This window comes from Shewanella sp. GXUN23E, assembly GCF_050865035.1.
GTDB lineage: Bacteria > Pseudomonadota > Gammaproteobacteria > Enterobacterales > Shewanellaceae > Shewanella.
Window position 1 is genome coordinate 38,572 of the sequence record NZ_JBOZWP010000014.1, and the last position, 21,717, is coordinate 60,288.

Consider the following 21,717-nt stretch of genomic DNA (forward strand, 5'->3'; position numbering starts at 1 on the left):
CTATTTTTCAGTGACAGAGGTGAACAATACCAATTTACGTCCATCGTCGAGAATCACCTGATCACGGCGGATCTGACTGATCCTGACGCCCTGTACACTGTCTCCCCTGTGATAAATTCTGTTATTGATAACGGCAAATGCCTGCTGACCATTCCAGGTGATGGAGTTGAGTACCAATCTGGCATCACCGGCATTCGCAGCCGGAGCCTTACCGTCAGCACCAAACACCACCGCAGGCCGGGTCGGATCCCTGAGCGTCTGTGACACAGCCGGTGTGGACATCACAGTTCCCAGCACCAGCGTTACTCCCAAGAGTGAAACAGCTTTAGTAGGCAACACTGATATACTCCTCGTTAACACTCAGGGTATAAAACTCCAGTGAGACCTGAGCCAATGGGTACTCTTTCACCTGATAATCCAGCTGTTTCCAGTAAACCTTTTGCGGCAGTTTTTCCACCGTCTGCAGGAAACGCAAAACATCAAAATACTTGCCCTGTATATTGAGCTTCGCACCGTGGCTGTAGAGATTGATCTTGCTTTCCGCATCGCCACTGAGCAAAGGCTTGGGCGGCATGGATTCAAATCCGGTTACCGTCACGCCTTTGGCACTGGCCATCATGGTATTGAGCAAGGCAGGCATGACATTGGAAGGCACAACATTGTGGCTTTCCAGACGCAGCTCCACATCCGTCAACTGCTGCTGCAGGTTATCCAGCCGCTGCCGGAAAGGCGCGTTGGGATCTTCCGCCAGACGGGACTGATACATAGCGATCTGTTGATCTGAAACCTGGTTCTCTCTGGAGACCGAATCAATTTCCCGCGACAGTTTGGTGTGTTCAGCAAGCATGCTTTCCAGCGGCATCAGAAAAATCATTGCCAGGATCGCCAGCGTGGCGGCGCCAATCAGCCCGCGTTCACGGGCCGTCAGGCCATCAAATTTATCCCTTAACTGGTGCCATCTGTGTTTCATTCGGCCCCCTCGCTCTTGGCTGCAGGCTTGGCTTGGGGCTTACTGCTCAGCACAAAGCCGATGGGCTGCCCCTCACCCCGCTCCATATTCATGGCGGAAAATGCATACCCTCTGAGCGCGTGTGTGGTTTTCAGCTGCTCAATCCAGAAAGGCACGGTTTGCGCCTGCACACTGTATCCCTCAAAGCTAAATCGCTGATTGGCCGCCTGAATGCGGGTCAACCAGAGTTTGGGAGCCTGCACACTGGCCAGATCGGTCAGCAGGCCGGAAAAGCCCTGGCTGGTGATATCGCTGCGGCGATCCAGCTCTGCCAGCAGTTGTTGCTTCAGCAGCAGGCGCTCATCCACACCATTGACCTGATCGACCAGACGGGGATCCGGTTTGTGCTCGGCAATACGTTGCTCCAGCTGTTTTTTCTGATCCTGCAACTGATCGCGGCTGTGCTGATGCGCCGTCAGCTGCTGTTGCAGCTCGCTGTTTTGCCAGAAGTACCAGAGGTTGCCAAGACCACCCAACAGGATAATCAGCAGCGACAACTGAACGACCCGCTCAAACGAAATCAGCAGCTTTGGCGGCAACAAATCCGCTGTCAGCAGGTTGATGCGCGTTTTCATTGCCCACCCTCCCGAGACCATTCATCAAAGGCATATTGCGCCATCGAGATACCCACCGTAGTGCGGGGCAGGGCCGTCACCGGCTGGTTAAAGTTGGCGCCAACCTGCTCTGCCAATGCCTCATTGGCACCATCAATCAGAATATCAACAGCGGCCACCGGCGGCTGACGCAATTGGCTTTCGAAATAGTCCATGGAACGCTGCAGTTCCAGGCTGAGGTTATCAGCAGCACCGTAACCCAGATCCTGCGCGGAGATATGATGAATATCGGAAAATCCCCGTACCCGGCGGTGCATACACAGCTCGCCGTCACGCACTACGGTGAACAGCAAATCCTGATCCCGATAATGGCTGATGATCAACCTGGCCTGAGGTTCTTTGGGGATCGCATGACACACGGCCAGCTCTTCAATACTGATGCCTTCCAGCGTCATACCGGCTTCCATAACGCCATGCACCAATTGTTGCAGCGCGGATTTGTCGAGTACCACCACGGATAACTTGGGTTGATTGGGCAATGCAGATTCGAAGTAATCCAGATGCAGGTTCTGCACCGGCAGACTGACCATGTCCTTAACCGCCCACAGCAGGCTGTTGGCAATCTCTTTCTCATCACCTTCAGGACGGTCCACGGGTAACAATTGGTACCAGTGGGCACTCAGAACCAAACGCAGAGTGGCGTGACCAAACTCTCTGGCAATTTTGCCGAAGATATCTTCCCAGTCACCTTCAAGAGCGAATTCCATTTCAACCGCTGGCTGCTGTGCCGTAGCAGGCTGGTGCACCCAGACAAGATCCGGCGCCAGATAAACTCCCAGAACCTTCCCCTCGCTGCGTTTATTCCACCACGCAAAACGATTGAAAATATTGATATTCATATACTTATTCTACTGTCCAGTAGTGATAACCAGAGACTTGGACGTCTCCTGTCCCTGCTTCACAATTCTCCCGAATACCACTTTCCAAACCGATAACGGATACCGTGATAGATGACTGACAGGAGAAGTGAGCTTTGGGTTTTATGAATTGACTACTAATGAAACGATCTAACTGTAAGTTAAGCGGATTTTACAACCATCGCCAGTCAAATTACTAATTTGGCTTGCCCCGGAAAGCTCATACTGCGACGGGGGGACCAAAGAATCGTCCCTGACCACCGCTGACCCCCAAAATCTGCAGCGTTTGCCATTCTTCGAACAGCTCGACACCTTCGGCCATTACTGTAACATTTGTTCGGTACAAACCACCAATTAAACTGCGCACAAACAATTGATTTTCTGGCCTGAGATGAATTTGCCGTACGATTGACCTGTGTAACTTAATCAGATCTACCTGATACTCGCTCATATAGTGGATACCGACCACATCCTGACCGACATGATCAGCGCACAATCGCGCTCCCATTGACTTCATCATCTGCAACACAGAGGCGAACGTATCTGCGTGCCGGACCATTACTTCTTCCGAGATTTCGACGATAAGACGCTGGGTACGACTTCTGTGCTCCAGCAGGTAACTGGTCAGCCAATGCACAAAGGCTTTACTCTGAAGAGAATCCAGACTCAGGTTAACGCTGAACTGAGCCTCGGGATATTTTACGGCCAGCTCACCCAGTACATGTTCCAGCAGCTGGCGTTCGATTCTGGGCATCAAGCCGACCTTATTGGCCATAGGAATAAACAGATTGGCGCGGATCACATTACCCTGCTGATCCTTGATGCGGCTGAACAGCTCGGTATGCAGCACATTATTGTCGATATCCATAACCGACTGACCGTAGGCGTAAACCCGCTTGTGGGCCAGTGCGCTCTCCAGCAATGAACGCCAGCGCACTGAGCCTTTGGCGAACTCTTCATCCACCGCGCCCTTGTCATACATAAACCAATTGGAAGCATCCTGAAGCTGAGCAGCTTTCAGTGCCATTTCCGCTTCGTCCATCAGCTGAAACCTGGGATCACCTTCGCGAAAATAAGCGGCGCCAATGTAACAGCGGCCCTTCTTCGCGGTCACCACATCCAGTTGGGATACGCATAACCTGAGCAACCGCTCGGCCAGTTGATCGGCCTCCGCCAGTGATAATTGCGGTACCACCACGGCAAACTGGTTACTGGCCCGGCGTGCCAGCAGGCTGTTGGGCTGCACGCTGAGCACCTTGTTGATACCGTCGATCAGGGTATCCAACAATTCGTTGAGCTCTTCGGTGCCATGCAGCGCCTTAACGTGTTCCAATCCCTCCAGCACGATCAGATATAAAGTCCCCGGTACGATCATGCGCTGCTGATAACTTAGTGCCTCCAGACGGTTATTGAGAAACAGCCGGTTGCCCACCCGGGTCTGGGGATCCAAAAAAGTATTGGTTCGAATGAACTGATCAAAACGGGTTCGCTCGGCGCTGGCATCTTCCAGCGCATTAAGCAATTCAGTCAGCGCCTTGTTAATCAGCCGGGGCTGACCATTGCCCTCGCTTTGCAACGCCGTCTGATAATCCCCCGACAGGATCAGCTGGCTACGGGTAGACAGCTCTTCAATGCCCTGCATCTGCCGGCGCAGCCACAAACGCCCCCAGCTGACCAGCAGCATCAGGAACAACAGGGTTACCAGGATGATCGCCATTTCCTGCCAGTCAGGAGCGATCAGGATATAGGGGCGGGGTAACTCCAGGCACATCTGCAAATCCGGAGACTGAGACAATTGCTGCCGGTACAGTACAGGAGAGTCTGACTGCTGCTCCGCCTGATAGTTATAAAGCGCCTTACCATTTTCAACTAAATCAAATGATTGGGCGTCATAAGCCTGAAGAATAGAAGGCAACCACTTATTGAGGTGCTCAAGGCGCTGTTGTTGATATTCTACCAACAACAAAGACTGCAGCTCAGCAACCTGATGCTGCTGAAAGCGCGAGGTAAGGTGAACATAGCTGAAGAAGGAAAACAGCATAAACAGGAAGGCGACAGCCACCAGCGACACTATCCAGAAGCTCACCAGTTTTTTTGTCAGTATGCGTGTCAACTTCATGCTCAGCGTCTATCCCTGTCACTTGAATAGTGATTACAGTCAATATAAATGCGTCTGACGGTTCATTACTCCGGTCAGCGCCAAAAAACGTCGACAAACATGCACCCGACAAATCAAATACCTTATGCGGTATCAATTCAATCTCTGCTGCAAACGGCGCTGTGATTGGCGATATCCCTGCAGCCGGATTGAAGAAATCTGATTATTTCGAAGTACCCGTCAAAAGGCAACCAGACACCCAAAAAAGACAGTCTGCGGTATGGATTGTTTATTTGTCAGCGCCGTAAACCAAAGAAGATGCGAATCTCCCGAGCAGGCGCTTACCCAAGACATACAATCAGCAATACAGAATCTCGGCAGATCTGCATGCATCCTCTGAGGTGCAACACCCAAAACGATGCAGCAGCACTCAGGCACCCGTAAAAACGACTGACTGCCGCCGTTTCCTTAATGTTTCGCAAAAATAAAAACAGGGACCTTAAGTCCCTGTTTTAAATCGCACCATCATGATGGCAGGATTAATCCATGTAGCCCTGTGGCAACTCAGTCAACTGCGCCACACCGGATGCAATGGCTGCTTCAGCAACCGCTTTGGCAATGCGGGACAGCAAACGTGGGTCCATTGGCTTGGGCAGCACGTACTGAGCACCAAAGCTCATTTCAGTGACGCCTTCATAGGCAGCCAGTACCGACTCAGGCACAGGCTCTTTCGCCAGCTCGGCAATGGCGCGCACTGCGGCAATCTTCATTTCGTCGTTGATACGGGTAGCACGAACATCCAGCGCACCGCGGAAAATGAACGGGAAGCACAGTACGTTGTTCACCTGGTTGGGATAGTCGCTGCGACCTGTTCCCATGATCAGATCCTGGCGTACAGCATGAGCCAGCTCAGGTTTGATCTCGGGATCCGGATTGGAGCAGGCGAAGATCACTGGTTTATCGGCCATCAGTTTGATGTCTTCGGCAGTCAGCAGATCCGGACCGGACAGCCCCAGGAATACGTCAGCACCGGCAATCACATCCTGCAGAGTGCGCTTGTCCGTGTTGTTGGCAAACAGCTGCTTGTATTCGTTCATGTCATCACGACGGGTATGCAGTACCCCCTTGCGATCCAGCATATAGATGTTTTCACGCTGGGCACCACACTTCACCAGCATGGTCATACAGGCGATAGCAGCGGCGCCAGCCCCCAGACAAACAAACACGGCCTTGCTCAGTTCTTTGCCCTGAATTTCCAGCGCATTGATCATACCGGCAGCGGTCACAATCGCGGTGCCATGCTGATCATCGTGGAATACCGGGATCGCGCAGCGCTCAATCAATTCGCGCTCAATCTCGAAACATTCAGGTGCTTTGATATCTTCCAGGTTGATACCGCCGAAGGTATCGGCGATCGCTTCAACAGTATTGATGAACTCTTCAGTGGTACGGTGCTTCACTTCGATATCGGTCGCATCGATATTGGCGAAGTGCTTGAACAGCAGCGCTTTACCTTCCATCACAGGCTTGGACGCCAGCGGCCCCAGATTTCCCAGACCCAGAATAGCAGTCCCGTTGGAGATCACCGCGACTGTGTTGCCTTTGTTGGTGTAACGGTAGGCATCAGCGGGGTTGGACGCAATTTCACGTACCGGCTCGGCCACACCCGGGCTGTATGCCAGCGCCAGATCCTTACTGGTGCGGGCAGGTTTGGTCAGGCAAACAGCAGTTTTGCCCGGTACAGGGAATTCATGATAATCGAGGGCTTGTTGACGAAGGTCTGTCATTTTTATTTCCTGAAAAACAACTTGTTTTAGCGAAGAGTTCCGCCCCGGTCGCCTGAGCCGACTCGCCCGGCAGCGGCGCCGACAGTCAACCGGAGATTCAGGCGCACAACAATACGCCAAACGCCACCCCATTTAAACAAAATATTGTGAAATATGAGTGTTGCACAAAAAAATAAAGTTAACGGCGAATTTACAGGATAAATATCGTAATAAGTTATCCATTTACAGCAGAGTTAATTGTAGGAAAGCTACCAACAGATAGCGATTATTTAGGGGCTTAGAGCGGATTTGACCAAATTTATTGGTAAATTTACGAGATATGCGGGAAATTGGTCTGACAAGTGCCAAATTCGCCTGTTACAGGCACAAAAAAGGCGCCGTAAAGGCGCCTTTTAAAGAAATCATTGCAATCGCAATTACTTCTTACCACCCAGCATGCCGAAGCGCTTGTTGAACTTGTCGATACGACCACCGGTATCAACAACTTTCTGGGTACCAGTGTAGAATGGGTGACAAGCACCACACACGTCCAGGTGCAGATCTTTACCAACGGTAGAGTTCACCTTGATAACGTTACCACAAGTACAGGTCGCAGTGATTTCTGCGTATTCAGGATGGATACCTGGTTTCATTGGGATTACCTCAATTTAAGGCCATGTCGCTCTTCCAACCCGAAGTCGGACACCACATGCAGTTAATGACATATGTTCAGGGCGCAGAATAGTACAGTATCTCGCCAAGGGAAACAAGCAGATTTTCAGCCCTGCAAGCCGGTCAATTCGCACCGCTCAATTGCTCAAAAGTCCGCCTTGCCTGCGCCTTATCACCAAAGCTGTCCCACAGCCCAGGTGGCGGACAACCAAGTGAGGCACCATCTTTCAACCAATTGATATTATTGCGGTAAAAAGCTTTTTTATTGGTTTCATAGAGCGCCAGTATCGCGCCATAAACATGAGTATTCCACTGCCTGGCGTAACGATTGCCGATGCGCCAGAGAGTCTCTCCCGGCGTGTAATCTATGGTGCAATTTTGAGCGCCCGGATCATTTTCAGATCTCACAGGATCGCCGACGATCCCATTGTCTCTCCCACTGGGGCTGTCACTGATCAGGGTCACTTCATCCGGCGATAGCGGCAACATATTGTCGGCCATCTCCGGAAGCTGCCCGCCGGGAAACAACGACAGCTGAGTCAATGGCTGCCACCGGTCAATAATGTAGACTCTGACACCTATGTAAGCATTGGGATCGTTCACAGGTTCAAAACCAAGCAGCCGCAGCAGATAACTGCTTTCCTGCTTTACCATCAATTTTTCAGGACCGGACGCCTGGAACAGCACAAACTCCAGCCTGTTGATATCCCGTGGCTCAGCGACCAGGTTGATACGCATGTCAACCGCTTCACCTCTGGTAAATTGCAATTTATTCAAACTGATATGTTTTATTTCAGCCTGCACAAATGCCGCGGGGAAGCATCCCAGCAGCAATACAGCCATACCTACAGCGATACTCTTGAGCATGAGTCTTCATCCTTCACAAATCATTCCCTTAGGGTAAACTAAGCTGCCATCCTGTCATGAATTTACGCCCATATGCCCCTGTTTGTAGAAGTCGCCCTGCCGGTCCCGTTAAGACGCGATTTCAGTTACCGTCTGCCGGAACATTTCCCCACCCCGGCCATCGGCGCAAGAGTCAGGGTTCCCTTTGGCAGACAACAGCTTATCGGGCTGGTCAGCGGCATCACTGAGCAATGCGACCTCGCCCCAAAACAAATCAAGTCTATCAGCGAGTTACTCGACAACGAAGCCCTGTTACCTGAGCCGCTGTATAAACTGACCCAGTGGGCCGCCCGTTACTACTTCTGCAGCCACGGACAGATGCTCAGTCAGGCTATCCCGGCGGCGTTGCGCAAAGGTGCGGATGCCCGGCGAGAATCCATCACCCAACTGCAGCTGACAGAGGCGGGTAAAGCTGCAGAGCCGGCGTCGCTGAAACGAGCCCCGGCGCAGCAAAAAATCCTGCTTGAACTGGCCAAATCCCACCTGACAGATGAAGAGTTCAATGCGCTGGAGCTGAGTAAAGCCGGGCTCAAGGCATTGGTCGATAAAGGATGGGTAGTGAAACATCAACTGCAGCAGAATCCGGATCTAAGCTGGCGTCAGCAGCTGCAAATGGATGAGGAGCCCCACAAACTCAACAAAGAGCAGGCTGTGGCAGTCGCCGCCATGACCCAGGCCGACAATTTCAGCTGCACCCTGCTGGAGGGGATTACCGGATCGGGCAAAACTGAGGTTTATCTGGCAACACTCGAGCATCACCTCAAACAGGGCCGACAGGCGCTGATCCTGGTGCCGGAAATTGGCCTGACGCCGCAAACCATCAACCGTTTCCGCCGCCGTTTTCGGGTCAAAGTTGCCGTCATCCACTCAGGGCTGACCGACAATGCCCGCCTCAATGCCTGGCGCGATGCCCGTTGTGGCGAAGCCGCCATCATCATAGGCACCCGCTCGGCACTGTTCACCCCGATGAAATACCCCGGCATCATCATTCTCGATGAAGAGCATGATGCCAGCTTTAAACAACAGGAAGGCGTGGGTTATCACGCCCGGGATCTGGCGGTGATGCGCGGTCATCTGGAAGGCATTCCGGTGATCCTCGGCAGTGCTACCCCCTCGCTGGAAACCCTGAACAATGCACTCAGTGGCCGTTACCGTCATCTGACCCTGAGCAAGCGTGCCGGCGCCGCGCAGAATGTGCGTCAGGGCATCATCGACATCCGCAGCCAGCCGCTGACCGCCGGTCTGTCACAGCCGCTGATCAATGAGATGCAGCTGCATCTGGATGCCGGTAATCAGGTGCTGCTGTTTCTCAACCGCCGCGGATTCGCACCGGCGCTACTGTGCCATGAATGCGGTCATCTGCACGAGTGCGATCGCTGTGATGCCTTCTTTACCCTGCACCAACAGCTGGGCGAGATCTGCTGCCATCACTGTGGCAACCAGTATCCCATCCCGCGCCAATGCCACAATTGCGGCAGCACCATGCTGGCCGGTCAGGGAGTGGGCACCGAGCAATTGGCCTCTGTGCTGGAAAAGCTCTTCCCCAAACATCCTGTAGTACGTATCGATCGCGATACCACCCGCCTCAAAGGCTCGCTGGAGGAGCATCTGAATGCCATTCATCGCGGCGAGTACAAGATTCTGGTGGGCACCCAAATGCTGGCCAAGGGCCACCACTTCCCGGATGTGACTCTGGTGGGTCTGCTGGATGTGGATGGCGCCCTGTTCAGTGCCGACTTTCGCGCACCGGAGCGCTTTGGCCAGCTGTATACTCAGGTAGCGGGGCGAGCCGGACGGGCGGCCAAACCCGGCACTGTGCTGCTGCAAACCCATCAGGGCGACAACCCGGTATTGAGAGATCTGATGCAGCGCGGCTATGGCGAGTTTGCCCGCAGCCAACTACAGGAGCGACAACAGGCACTGCTGCCCCCGGCCTGGCATATGGTGCTGGTGCGCTCTGAAGCCCACAATCCTCAGGATGCCGATGAGTTCTTATCGCAAATGGCCGCCATGCTCCCCAGAGACAAGGACTTTGAAGTCATTGGCCCGATGCCGGCGCCACTGGACAGGAAAGCCGGTAAATTCCGCCGTCAGCTGATGTTCCAGGCCAAAGACAGAGGCCGATTGCAGCAGGAAACTGAGCGTATGCTGGCTCAGGTTGACTCGCTCGCCAGCGCCAGAAAATGCCGCTGGAGTATTGACCGGGATCCTCAGGATTTGCTCTGAACCAATCAGCCGGTGGAATTGACCGCTTCAGGCTCCTGCCAAGCCAGCACAAACCAGTCGTTTGAACATAATGAATTACTGATATTCGTTATATAAATCATCACTTTCGGCGATACCGATGAGATGCTAGCTTTAACCTGATGAGATGTCTGCTTCGCAGAAGGTGAAGAATGGAAACAATGAAGTTTTGGCTGCCCACAATCCTGGGGCTGTTGACCATGATTGCCGGTATGTATCAGATTGGATTTATGTTTGGTTATGGTGAACTGTCGGTTCCAAGACTGGCCACCGCGGTGGTCGGTATGCTCGGCGGTTACCTGTTTTTCCAGCGTATAAAGCAATTACCGGAAAAATAAGTTGCTGCGAATCCCCGTTGCCGCAGCTGCACGACACTGAGTAAAAGCCAGCTCCTGTTCGCTCTTCCAGTGGCACGGGCCTTTACACCCGCTAACGAAAATAAAAAAGCGCCCGGGGGCGCTTTTGGTGTTATCCACGACCGCAAAACACACTTGTGCTCTCCTTTGCGTGGCTAAGCTGACTTCTTTTTGGATCTGCCTCTGAACTTGTAAATCAGCCAACTGCTGACCGCCAGACACAGGGTAATCACAGGGGCCGCCATCAGGATCATGGTCACCACTCTGCTGACATTTTCCGGCAGCGACGGCAACAGGTATCCCAATCCTACCAGCAAACAGCCCCAGATAAAGGCACTGAACCAGGCAAAATACTGGAAAGCCCGCCGACGTTGCAGACGCATTCCCATCATGAGTGGCAACAATGAACGCACCACAGGAATGAAACGGGCGGTAAACAGCGCGACCAGCCCATGGCGCCTCAGCAGCTTGTCGACCGTTTGCAGCTTGTCCGAAGGCACGGAATCGACCCAGCGCTGCACCAGCGGCAGGCGGTTGAGCCATTTGCCCTGCAGATTGGCCAGCCAGCTGCCCAGCGCTGCGGCGACAATGATAATGCTCAGCATCAGCAGCGGATCAACCACTCCCACAGCACCCAGGGTACCAGAGAGGATCACCACTGAATCACAGGGCAAAGGCGCAGCTGGAATAAAACCACTTTCCAGCAAAATAAGGGTACCGACACACAGGTAGATCAGCAGCGCACTCCCGGGCGCCATCAGGGTGGTAAAGTCCTGATGCCAAAGGGCTGATAAGACGGTTTGCAGGGAGTCCAACATCTTTTACTCCGATGATAAAACACGGGAAAGTGGCTCACGCCAAAGGCACTGCCACCAGGCAGCGCGAGGCTAAAGGATACACCCAATCACGCGCATCCCGGTGCGACATTTAATGAATTTATGGCAATGTTTGCCGATAAAAACAGCAGCCAAAGCGCAGACAGCGGCGGCTGTATGCACCTTAGTATCAAGATTAATTGTTAATCTGGCATTGCAGGACGCCACATACCGGCAAATCCCGGGCGAGCAGAGGCGCCGCTTAACGAAACCGGCGACGCAGTTTCAGGGCAATCCAGCTGGTCACAGCCACGCAGAAGGTGATCACCGGCGCCGCCATCAACCCCATGGTCACAGTCTTGCTGATAGGCTCTGGTAACGATGGCAGCAGATATCCCAAGCCCACCAGCAGTACAGTCCAAAGCATGGCGCTGAGCCAGGAAAAATAGTGGAACCTGGGCGCTTCTTTGACCCGCATGCCCATCATCAGCGGCAACAGCGAACGCACCACAGGCACAAAACGGGCGCAAAACAGCGCCACCAGTCCATGGCGGCCAAGTAAGCGGTCGACCAGCTGCAGTTTCTCAGACGATACAGAGTCCACCCAGCGCTGGACTATAGGCAAACGATTGAGCCAACGCCCCTGCAAATAGGCCATCCAGCTGCCCACTGCTGCGCAGACAATAAGCAATATCAGCATCAACAGTGGATCAATAACGCCCACCGCAGCCAATGTGCCGGACAGCACCACCACTGAATCACAGGGAAATGGAGCAGCGGGAATAAAGCCACTCTCAAGAAAAATCAGAGTTCCGACGCACAGATAGATAAGGGTCGCACTGCCTGGGGTCAGCAGCGCATTGAAGTCCTGGTGCCACAGGGCAGCCAGCACGGTATAGATGGAGTCCAGCATGTTAAGCTCCGAATTACAAACAGGCAGAAGTCAGCGAATCAAACTAAAGAAGCCGTCTGTCATTGGCGTGACTGGATAAACCTGAATTGCAGATTCAACTCCTGCCATCCTCCCAGCCTGAGACTACTGAATCTCAGATAATCCCGTGGCCAGCGCAGGTGGGCGGACGCAGTCATCACAACCGGCAACAGCAATAACATCAGAGGTAAGGGAGAAGGCAGCGCCAGGCCTCCGGCGATATTGCCAAGCCAGTGTCGTTTGGGCGCCAGAGTTACGTGAGTCTCTGGCGTCAGCCGCAGTTGCAGTGTCTCGGCCGCAGGCGCGGTCACACTGGCGCCTCGCAGGCCTGACAATACGCCGGCCTGCGCCGTTAACAGCACCGCCAGCAACAGCAATAATGAGCAGCCTAGAAACAAAGGACGTAACATCAGTCCGGACAATACCTGAAGGGATGAGTCGATTTTTTACTGGCAAGCCAATGAAAACGCAAGCTTTGAAACGCAAAAGCGGCGCAGGCTGAAGCGCTTTGCCGCTAATTTAATGGAATCCCCCCACGCGCATAACAATCCACTTCCAATTGTGACAGTCTTCCACGGTTTGTCGTTTCTGTAAGTCAGCGGCCCGCGAATACAGCGCTATGCACATCAGTACAATAAAAATTCATGTCAGAGATAGCATTTGTTCGCCACTAACCGTTAGAATGAGCGGTTATTCGGTAAGGAAAGTGTAACCAGTCCGGAGCAGTTCCGAACAGGACCTGTTGACGCTTTCCACAATTATCAAGCCATAAGTTGTCGGTAAAACTACGCCATGAAATCACATATCCAATCGTTACTCGAACAAACTGTCGATTCCCTGAAACAGCAAGGTATTGTACCGGCTGATTTTGCGCCGCGAATCCAGGTGGATCGAACCAAGGATAAGAGCCACGGAGATCTGGCAACCAATTTGGCCATGATGATGACCAAAGCCGCCGGCAAGAACCCACGCGAACTGGCGCAGCTGCTGATCGACAATCTGCCAACGTCCAGCCATGTGGCCAAAGTTGAAATCGCCGGCCCTGGTTTTATCAACTTCTTCATCGACGAAAACGCGCTGGCCAATCAACTGATGGCGGCGCTGGCCGATGACAAACTGGGTCTGGCACTGCCTGCCGCCCAGACGGTAGTGGTTGACTACTCCTCCCCTAACCTGGCCAAAGAGATGCATGTTGGTCACCTGCGCTCCACCATTATTGGTGACGCCTGTGCCCGCGCCCTGGAATTCCTGGGTCACAAGGTGATCCGCCAGAACCACGTTGGTGACTGGGGTACCCAGTTCGGCATGCTGCTGGCCTATATGGAAGAGCTGCAGGCCGAGAAAGGCGAGCAGGCGGAGCTGGAACTGTCAGATCTGGAAACCTTTTACCGCGCCGCCAAGCTGCGCTTCGATGAGTCTGCCGACTTTGCCACTCGCGCCCGTCACCTGGTGGTAGAGCTGCAGTCCGGCGATGCTTACTGCCTGAAACTGTGGAAAGAGTTCAACGACATCTCCCTGAGCCACTGTCTGGATATTTACCAGCGTCTGGGTGTCAGCCTGACCAAGGCCGATGTTCACGGTGAGTCGGCTTACAATGACGATCTGGCGCAGGTGGTCAAAGATCTGGATGCCAAAGGCCTGCTGTCTGAAAGCAACGGCGCCAAAGTGGTGTTCCAGGATGAATTCCGTAACAAGGAAGGCGAGCCTCTGCCGGTGATCATTCAGAAAGCCGACGGCGGTTACCTGTATGCCACCACGGATCTGGCCGCTATCCGCTACCGCGCCAACGTGCTGCACGCCGATCGCGCCCTGTACTTTGTGGATCTGCGTCAGGCGCTGCACTTCCAGCAGGTATTCTCGCTGGCCAAGACCGCAGGTTTCGCCCCTGAATCCATGAGTCTGGAGCACCTGGGCTTCGGCACCATGAACGGTGAAGACGGCCGTCCCTTCAAGACCCGTTCCGGCGGCGTAGTGAAACTGGTGGATCTGCTGGATGAAGCCAACAGCCGCGCGCTGGAACTGGTACGCAGCAAGAATCCAGACATGGATGAGCAGGAACTGGCCCACATCGCCAAAGTCGTGGGTACCAGCTCAGTAAAATACGCCGATCTGTCCAAGAACCGCGCCAGTGACTATATCTTCAGCTTCGAGCAGATGCTGAGCTTTGAAGGCAACACAGCACCATACCTGCTGTACGCTTACACCCGTGTCGCCGGTATTTTCAAGCGTGCGGAAGGCCAAGATGAAATGTTAGTCGCCAAGCTGTCCGGCGCCAGCATCAGTCTGGAGCATGACAAAGAGAAAGATCTGGGTAACAAGCTGGCACAGTTTGGCGAAATCCTCAGTCGCATGGTCAGCAAAGGTCACCCACATGTACTGTGTGGCTACCTGTTTGAACTGGCCGGTGCGTTCTCCAGCTTCTACGAAGCCTGCCCTGTGCTGAATGCCGAAACAGAAGCGCAGAAGCACAGCCGTCTGCTGCTGAGCCAGCTGACCGCCAAGACCCTCAAGCAGGGTCTTGATCTGCTGGGCATCGAGACTCTGGAGCGCATGTAATCCATGACCCGGGACTACGCCAATCGTAAACCTCGCAGTCCAGCCAAGCCCCGCACCACCCGCAAGAGCACCAAGGCAGCGCCCGCCCGGCGCTTCCCGGTGGTGTTGGCGGCGATAGTGGTTTTCGGGCTGGCCAGCTTTGGTTACTTTTTGTGGAGCATCTACGGGAGTTCGGATTCGGCACCCGCCAGCCAGGTCGAAACGCCTGCGCCCAAGCCTAAACCGGCACCGAAAAAGGACCCGGATGCCCTGCCGCCCAAGCCCAAGGATGAATGGACCTATCAGACTGAGCTGGAAAACAAAGAGGTGGTGGTGGATTTGCCCCAGCAGCCTCAGGCTCCCAGTCGCCCCTACCAGATGCAGTGCGCATCGTTCAGGGTGAAATCCCAGGCCGATGAGCTCAAGGCGATGATCGCCTTTCAGGGGCTCGAAGCCCATGTGCGTCAGGTTCAGGGCAGCAGCGGTACCTGGTACAAGGTGGTGCTGGGTCCCTACGACACCAAGCGTGCCGCCGAGCGTCAGCGCCATGTGCTGCAACGGGCCGGTATCAATGGTTGCCAGATCTGGCTGTGGGAAGGCTAACTCACTTATTCCACTCTGGAATTGCTTTTCAGCCCCGCATCACGCGGGGCTGATTTTTGTGCACAGGCGCAAGCGCTCGCGGTAACAAATCACTTTTCCCCTTGTATTCCCCAAAGACTGTCCCCATATCCTTCTCAACGCCGTTTTACTGGCAACTGAAGAGGATCCTATCGTGACCACAATCGTATCTGTACGTCGTAACAACCACGTGGTTATCGCCGGTGATGGCCAGGTGTCCCTGGGCAACACTGTGATGAAAGGCAACGCCAGAAAAGTTCGTCGTCTTTACAACAACAAAGTATTGGCCGGATTTGCCGGTGGCACCGCCGATGCTTTCACCCTGTTTGAACGCTTTGAAGCCAAGCTGGAGATGCACCAGGGTCATCTGCTGCGCTCAGCCGTAGAGCTGGCCAAAGACTGGCGCTCCGATCGCGCCCTGCGCAAGCTCGAAGCCATGCTGGTCGTGGCCGACCATGAAAGCTCGCTGATCATCACAGGTAACGGTGATGTGGTACAGCCAGAGCACGATCTGCTGGCCATTGGCTCAGGCGGTAACTATGCCCAGGCCGCCGCCCTGGCACTGATTGAGAACACAGAGCTGAGCGCCCGCGAGATCGCTGAAAAAGCGCTGACCATAGCCGGTGATATCTGTGTCTACACCAACCAATTCAAAACCATTGAAGAACTGTCTTACTGAAGACAGAGCGTTGAGGATGTAATCATGTCTGAAATGACCCCCCGCGAGATTGTCCATGAGCTGGACGCCCACATTATCGGTCAACAGAAAGCCAAACGCTCTGTCGCCATCGCGCTGCGTAACCGCTGGCGCCGCATGCAGCTGGATGCCGGACTGCGTCAGGAAGTGACCCCCAAGAACATCCTGATGATAGGCCCTACCGGCGTGGGTAAAACCGAAATTGCCCGTCGTCTGGCCAAGCTGGCCAAAGCGCCGTTTATCAAGGTGGAAGCCACCAAGTTCACCGAAGTGGGCTATGTGGGTAAAGAAGTGGAAACCATCATCCGCGATCTGACCGACGTCGCCATCAAGCTGACCCGTGAAGAGCAGATGGTCAAATGCCGCAGCCGCGCCGAAGAAGCCGCTGAGGAACGTATTCTGGATGCACTGCTGCCCAAGCCAAAGAATGACTGGGACAACGACAGCCAGAGCGAAAGTCAGTCCAATACCCGCCAGATCTTCCGCAAGAAACTGCGCGAAGGTCAGCTGGATGACAAAGAGATTGAAATCGATATCGCTGCGCCACAGATGGGCGTGGAGATCATGTCACCACCCGGTATGGAAGAGATGACCAGCCAGCTGCAGAGCCTGTTCCAGAACATGGGCCAGGGTGCCAGCAAGCGCAAGAAGATGAAGATCAAAGATGCCCAGAAGCAACTGGTCGAAGAGGAAGCAGCCAAGCTGGTGAATCAGGAAGATCTGAAAGAGCAGGCGATCGAACTGGTGGAGCAGCACGGCATTGTGTTCCTGGATGAGATCGACAAGATCTGTAAGCGCGGCGAAACCTCAGGCCCTGACGTGTCCCGCGAAGGGGTACAGCGCGATCTGCTGCCTTTGGTGGAAGGCTGCACAGTCAACACCAAGCACGGCATGGTGAAAACTGACCACATCCTGTTTATCGCTTCAGGTGCGTTCCAGATGGCCAAGCCATCGGATCTGATCCCTGAGCTGCAGGGTCGTCTGCCTATCCGGGTGGAACTGGATGCCCTGAGCGCCGAGGACTTCAAACGCATTCTGACCGAGCCACACGCCTCGCTGACCGAGCAGTATGTGGCGCTGATGGCCACTGAAGGTGTCACCATTGAGTTCGCCCAGTCAGGTATTGACCGCATTGCCCAGGCCGCCTGGCAGGTGAACGAGCGCACAGAAAATATCGGTGCCCGTCGTCTGCATACCGTGATGGAGCGCTTGATGGAAGATATCTCCTTCGAAGCTTCAGATAAGTCCGGCAGCACCTTTGTGATCGATGCGGACTATGTCAACGCCCACCTGGATAATCTGGTGCAGGACGAGGATTTGAGCCGCTTCGTGCTCTAATCACTGCGTAAAGTTTGTTCCTGTTAGCGCGGGAAACCCATCGGTCAGCTCATACGGAACTGAGTGACTGGCAGAAAAGCCGGGGAATCGTCCCCGGCTTTTTGCTGTGTGCTGTTTGAGATTGATAGCATTTCAAGGTGTTGCCATTGAGCTCTTGCTGGGCAGCAGTTACTCTGCTCTCCCCTGTTAAGCTATGCCCCAACCTATGAACAAACAAATTTATATTCTGCGCCACGGTCAAACCCGGTTTAACGCCGAAGGTCGCCTGCAGGGCCACTGCAACTCGGCACTGACTGCCCTTGGGGAATCCCAGGCGCTGGCACTTGGCAGGGCGCTGTATCGGCATCTGCAGCAAAGTGGGGAAACTGCGCAGCAATGGCAGGTGATCGCCAGCCCGCTTGGGCGCGCCATACAAACGGCACAACGGGTATGTGAAGGCCTGGGGCTGGATGACAGCGCTATTCAAACCGATGAGCGGGTGATGGAAGCCCGGCTGGGAGACTGGGAGCAGCAGGCCATTAATGACATCATGGCGGCACATCCACAGCTTACCGGGCGGGCTGACTGGTATTTACAGGCGCCCAATGCCGAGTCCCTTGAGGCCATCAAAGCACGGCTTGAGAGCTGGCTTGCCGATCCTGCCACTCCCCAAAAAATCATACTGATCTCCCACGGCCTGACCGGCCAGATCCTCAGAGGCAAGCTCGGTGGACTGACTGATGCCGCCATGTGGCAACTGGACAGGCCGCAGGATGCCTTTTACCTGTACAGCCAACAGCAACTGAGCCGTCATCCGGTATCACAGTGACAGGCTCAACACTCTGGTCCCATGCGGTGCAATGCTTTGAAAAAACGTATAAACCAGCAATGCCGTTTAAATGTGAGTAATTACTGACAGCCACATCCTTGATGCTGCAGATTTATTGAGCACAAAAAATTAATCAAAGTGTTTACTTTTTGATCATATTTATAATATATATGGTCGATGCGGTGTCAGAAATTCGTCGTTGTGCCGTTACCCAGCTTCATGAAATTGTGAGGCAACCCCAGGAAGAACAGGTCCTGTGCCAGGGTCAACGGCGCTGTTGAAGCTCAATTCAGCAAACCTGCCCCAGGCAAACGGCAACCACCCCGGAAAACATTTTCCGGGCGATAACAGGGAATAACCAGAAGCAGTCTATGGCGTCATCATGTGCCCAATGGCGACTGAGCTTCGCCGGCCGGATGCAGCCAGCCCTGCCACCACGGACATGTTCTACCTTCCTTACCCACAGGTCTGGAGGACGACCATGAAAAAGTACTACAAAGCACTTGCGTCACTCCTGTTGCTGGCCGGATTCGCCAGCGCAGTGCAAGCCGAAATCAAGCCCTATCCTGCCGGGCTTATCATGAGAGGTAAATACGATGGCAACCAATGCGAAGCCCCCCGAGGCAACATGGCTGCCGGTTACTGTCAGGTTTTCTGGCGAGATATCGAACCGGTCAAAGGTGAATTCCACTGGGACGTGATCGACGATGCCATCACCACTGCCGAGGAGTTCAACGCAGCACGGGGCCTGTCCAACAAAGACGGTTACAAGGTGATGATCCGTATCCGCACCGGCATCTATGCACCGGACTGGGTTAAGAACGATCCGGAAATCGGCAAAATCACCTGGTATTTTAAAGATACTTCTGCCAATCAAACCTTTGATTTACCGTTATTTTGGGTCAAGGCCTATCAGGACCACTACGCCGATCTGATGACTGCAGCCGCCAATCGTTATGATGACAATAACGTGGTTGGTGGCGTGGCCGCCTCCATGTGTATGACGGTCCATACCGAAATCATGTGGAACCGTACCGGACGTGATGAGGTTCGTGCCACCAACATGGCAGCCATGCGGGCCCTGGGAACCGATAAGCGCTACACCAACGAACGGGATATGGCCTGCCTGAAACGTCAGGTCCGCATCCACGCCAACAAGTGGCAAAACACCCCGACCCTGTTTGGCAGCCACCTGTATCAGGTGTATGACTACAGCAATGGCAGTAAATCCAGTGATACCACCAAAACCCGTGAACTGTTCGACTATTGCCGTTCGGATTCCTGGTTGGGCAAGCGCTGTATTCTGGGCAACAACAGTCTGCGTCATGATGAAGTCAACAACGACGGCTCCATCAACCAACTGCTGTACGAAGTGGCTCAGGCGGGCGATCCTGTGTATTTCCAGACCAATGTGTTTAAAAGCGACTCGGCCAACTACTTTGGACTCAACGAGCTGAAGGGGGCAATGCAAAATGCCATTGACTGGGGCGCTATTGCCGTTGAAATCCCCATGGAATGGGACTGCAGCAATTACTTCAACAAAACTGGCTGTACCGATGCAGTCATCGCCCAGCGACAGGAAGAATTTCATCCCTATCAGGCACAGTTGAAAAATAAATTCCGGCCTGCCGATGCAACCTACACCAACCGTTATGTGTATACCCGTCATGAATTGTCGGGTGCTGGCTGGGTACATAATTCCGGGGCACTGGATCAACTCTCTTCCACCAGCAGCGGTGAAGCCTGGGGCATAGCCAATGGCGGTATCTGGTTCCGCCCCAGTCAACATGCAAACTGGCAGTCGATATCAGGCGCCCTGACCCATATTCAGGTGGCAGGCAAAGGCCGGGTTGTTGGCGTCAACAGCAGTGGCAATCTGTACCAGCGCAACCGGGATAACGGCAGCTGGACCAGCCTGACCAGACCAACACTCAACGCAGGCGAAAAGCTGACCACAGTGGATACCACAGATGATGGTCAACTGTGGGCAACCACCTCCAGCAATCGTGTATTCAGACGTACCGCCAGCGGTGCCTGGTCGCTGGCCCCAGGAGGTTTAAAACAGGTGTCTGTCAACGATGATGGCACTGAGGTATGGGGAATTGCATCTGACGACACCATCTGGCGCTGGAATGGCTCAAGCTGGAGCCAAATCGGTGGCTCTCTGAAACAGATTTCAGCGGGTACCGCAGGCAATGTGTGGGGCGTCAACAGCAACAATACGGTTTATCGCCGCAAGGGCAACAGCTGGCAGTCAGTGGGACAGATGAGCACAGTATCCGCCCGTTAATCACACTGGCAGATGCCGCTACTTACCCAAAAAAAATAGCCGTCCGGCGCAAGTCAACACACTTCCCCGGACGGCCGTGGCAATACGCAACGAGGCGTAAACTGTCTCTCAGGGATGATTAACAGGGACAACTGGTAATACGATCGCGACCCTCTTTTTTGGAGCGATACAAGGCGGTATCGGCACAGCACAGCATGGCAACCGGGGTGGGGAAGTTATCACCCTGCTCGGTGGCTATGCCCTGACTGACGCTGACCATGGTCTCAACCGGCAAGCCATACAAACCAAACTCCAGTGCGCGCACCCGGGCGCGGATCCGCTCGGCAACTTCTCTTGCCTGGCTTTCGCTGCAATCAGGCAGGATCAACGCAAATTCTTCGCCACCGTAGCGGGCCGCCAGTGACTGGTGATTGGGCAACTCACCGGCGATAATGCGGGCAATCCGTTTGAGACACTTGTCACCCTGAATATGCCCATGCATATCATTGAAAGACTTGAAATAATCAACATCGATGATCAAAGTGCTGATGGGCAGCCCATCGGCCATACACTCCTGCCAATGGGATTGCAGGGCTTCATCAAATGTCCGCCGATTGGCCAGGCCAGTGAGCGGATCAGTACTCGCCAGCAGTGACATCTGCGCCAGCGCCCGTTTCTGCTCACTCAAATCCTGCAGTGATAACACAAACAGCTCGCCGATACAGGACACTGACAAAAACACTGGCAGCGAGCCGCCGCACACCTGCTTGAGCATGATTTCCCGCGGACCATGTTGATGAGGCATCACAACGCCATCCCGGCGTACCATCATGCTCTGGTATTCCGCATCGAAAGGCGCCGGTAGCCAGGCTTGCCAATACCCGCCGGGAAATGCTTCACAGGAATCGCCCAATAGCGCAGCGGCCGCCAGATTGACACTCAATACTTTGCCATCCCTGTCCACCAGCACCTTGGCATCCTGCATCTGAGCCAGCAACTGGGTGAGTTCATTCTGCAGCGGGCTTACCCCAAAATCACCGCTCCTCAGATGATTTAATCTGGGGCGAAATGGCGTCACATTGGCTGTGGTTATCTTGTTATATTTGGCGTTTAGTACACTCATGCCCGGCTCCCTGTCGCACACTTTCCCGAATTGGCAAGCCCAGTGTATGACGCCACTA

The 21,717-nt window shown here is 54.0% G+C and carries 20 protein-coding genes; 8 read left to right on the forward strand and 12 right to left on the reverse strand.

Features of this window, described 5'->3' with window-relative positions; genetic code table 11:
- From ACRRUX_RS12960 to ACRRUX_RS12995, 8 genes are all read right to left on the reverse strand, one after another.
- Positions 1-339 (reverse strand): MSHA biogenesis protein MshK, encoded by a 339-nt coding sequence (locus tag ACRRUX_RS12960; RefSeq protein WP_432530955.1) that lies wholly within the window; start codon positions 337-339, stop codon positions 1-3.
- Positions 326-970, reverse strand: a complete 645-nt coding sequence (locus ACRRUX_RS12965; RefSeq protein ID WP_432530957.1) for an MSHA biogenesis protein MshJ — start codon at positions 968-970, stop codon at positions 326-328. Before ACRRUX_RS12965 ends, ACRRUX_RS12960 begins: the two co-directional genes overlap by 14 nt.
- Positions 967-1,584 (reverse strand): fimbrial assembly protein, encoded by a 618-nt coding sequence (locus ACRRUX_RS12970; protein WP_432530960.1) that lies wholly within the window; start codon positions 1,582-1,584, stop codon positions 967-969. The genes ACRRUX_RS12965 and ACRRUX_RS12970 overlap by 4 nt, the downstream gene beginning before the upstream one ends.
- Positions 1,581-2,462 carry an MSHA biogenesis protein MshI gene (locus ACRRUX_RS12975; RefSeq protein WP_432530962.1) on the reverse strand — a complete coding sequence of 294 codons (882 nt, stop codon included), beginning with the start codon at positions 2,460-2,462 and terminating at the stop codon, positions 1,581-1,583. The genes ACRRUX_RS12970 and ACRRUX_RS12975 overlap by 4 nt, the downstream gene beginning before the upstream one ends.
- A gap of 238 nt (positions 2,463-2,700) precedes the next feature.
- The gene (gene csrD / locus ACRRUX_RS12980; RefSeq protein ID WP_432530964.1) at positions 2,701-4,599 is read right to left on the reverse strand and encodes an RNase E specificity factor CsrD; all 1,899 of its coding nucleotides are present in this window, start codon (positions 4,597-4,599) and stop codon (positions 2,701-2,703) included.
- A gap of 518 nt (positions 4,600-5,117) precedes the next feature.
- Complete coding sequence (locus tag ACRRUX_RS12985; protein ID WP_432530966.1) at positions 5,118-6,365, reverse strand: malic enzyme-like NAD(P)-binding protein; 1,248 nt, start codon at positions 6,363-6,365, stop codon at positions 5,118-5,120.
- A gap of 416 nt (positions 6,366-6,781) precedes the next feature.
- Positions 6,782-6,997 carry a 50S ribosomal protein L31 gene (gene rpmE / locus ACRRUX_RS12990; RefSeq protein WP_432530968.1) on the reverse strand — a complete coding sequence of 72 codons (216 nt, stop codon included), beginning with the start codon at positions 6,995-6,997 and terminating at the stop codon, positions 6,782-6,784.
- 142 nt (positions 6,998-7,139) lie between these two features.
- Positions 7,140-7,883: a hypothetical protein gene (locus ACRRUX_RS12995; RefSeq protein WP_432530970.1), complete on the reverse strand. Its 744-nt coding sequence runs from the start codon at positions 7,881-7,883 to the stop codon at positions 7,140-7,142.
- 72 nt (positions 7,884-7,955) lie between these two features.
- Between ACRRUX_RS12995 and priA the strand changes: the two genes are divergently transcribed.
- Together priA and ACRRUX_RS13005 are read left to right on the forward strand one after the other, a co-directional pair.
- The gene (gene priA / locus ACRRUX_RS13000; protein WP_432530972.1) at positions 7,956-10,148 is read left to right on the forward strand and encodes a primosomal protein N'; all 2,193 of its coding nucleotides are present in this window, start codon (positions 7,956-7,958) and stop codon (positions 10,146-10,148) included.
- A gap of 179 nt (positions 10,149-10,327) precedes the next feature.
- Positions 10,328-10,504 (forward strand): hypothetical protein, encoded by a 177-nt coding sequence (locus tag ACRRUX_RS13005; RefSeq protein WP_432530974.1) that lies wholly within the window; start codon positions 10,328-10,330, stop codon positions 10,502-10,504.
- 173 nt (positions 10,505-10,677) lie between these two features.
- On the opposite strand, the gene ACRRUX_RS13010 is transcribed toward ACRRUX_RS13005, so the two are convergent.
- The 3 genes from ACRRUX_RS13010 to ACRRUX_RS13020 form a co-directional block, all read right to left on the reverse strand.
- On the reverse strand, positions 10,678-11,340 hold the full coding sequence (locus ACRRUX_RS13010; protein ID WP_432530976.1) for a DedA family protein: 663 nt from the start codon (positions 11,338-11,340) through the stop codon (positions 10,678-10,680).
- A gap of 259 nt (positions 11,341-11,599) precedes the next feature.
- Positions 11,600-12,250 carry a DedA family protein gene (locus tag ACRRUX_RS13015; protein ID WP_432530978.1) on the reverse strand — a complete coding sequence of 217 codons (651 nt, stop codon included), beginning with the start codon at positions 12,248-12,250 and terminating at the stop codon, positions 11,600-11,602.
- Positions 12,251-12,309: 59 nt separating this feature from the next.
- Positions 12,310-12,678, reverse strand: a complete 369-nt coding sequence (locus ACRRUX_RS13020; protein ID WP_432530980.1) for a hypothetical protein — start codon at positions 12,676-12,678, stop codon at positions 12,310-12,312.
- Between the two features lie 382 nt (positions 12,679-13,060).
- Between ACRRUX_RS13020 and argS the strand changes: the two genes are divergently transcribed.
- The 6 genes from argS (at position 13,061) to ACRRUX_RS13050 (ending at position 20,557) form a co-directional block, all read left to right on the forward strand.
- Complete coding sequence (gene argS, locus ACRRUX_RS13025; protein ID WP_432530982.1) at positions 13,061-14,824, forward strand: arginine--tRNA ligase; 1,764 nt, start codon at positions 13,061-13,063, stop codon at positions 14,822-14,824.
- Between the two features lie 3 nt (positions 14,825-14,827).
- Positions 14,828-15,406: an SPOR domain-containing protein gene (locus ACRRUX_RS13030; protein ID WP_432530984.1), complete on the forward strand. Its 579-nt coding sequence runs from the start codon at positions 14,828-14,830 to the stop codon at positions 15,404-15,406.
- A gap of 172 nt (positions 15,407-15,578) precedes the next feature.
- The gene (gene hslV, locus ACRRUX_RS13035; RefSeq protein ID WP_432530986.1) at positions 15,579-16,103 is read left to right on the forward strand and encodes an ATP-dependent protease subunit HslV; all 525 of its coding nucleotides are present in this window, start codon (positions 15,579-15,581) and stop codon (positions 16,101-16,103) included.
- Between the two features lie 24 nt (positions 16,104-16,127).
- Complete coding sequence (gene hslU, locus ACRRUX_RS13040; RefSeq protein WP_432530988.1) at positions 16,128-17,459, forward strand: HslU--HslV peptidase ATPase subunit; 1,332 nt, start codon at positions 16,128-16,130, stop codon at positions 17,457-17,459.
- A gap of 205 nt (positions 17,460-17,664) precedes the next feature.
- Positions 17,665-18,267, forward strand: coding sequence for a histidine phosphatase family protein (locus tag ACRRUX_RS13045; RefSeq protein WP_432530990.1), 603 nt, complete (start codon positions 17,665-17,667; stop codon positions 18,265-18,267).
- A 481-nt stretch (positions 18,268-18,748) separates the two neighbouring features.
- Positions 18,749-20,557 carry a tectonin domain-containing protein gene (locus ACRRUX_RS13050; protein WP_432530992.1) on the forward strand — a complete coding sequence of 603 codons (1,809 nt, stop codon included), beginning with the start codon at positions 18,749-18,751 and terminating at the stop codon, positions 20,555-20,557.
- Between the two features lie 118 nt (positions 20,558-20,675).
- Here ACRRUX_RS13050 and ACRRUX_RS13055 read toward each other — a convergent pair whose 3' ends face one another.
- On the reverse strand, positions 20,676-21,659 hold the full coding sequence (locus ACRRUX_RS13055; protein WP_432530994.1) for a diguanylate cyclase: 984 nt from the start codon (positions 21,657-21,659) through the stop codon (positions 20,676-20,678).
- Positions 21,660-21,717 lie beyond the last annotated feature (58 nt).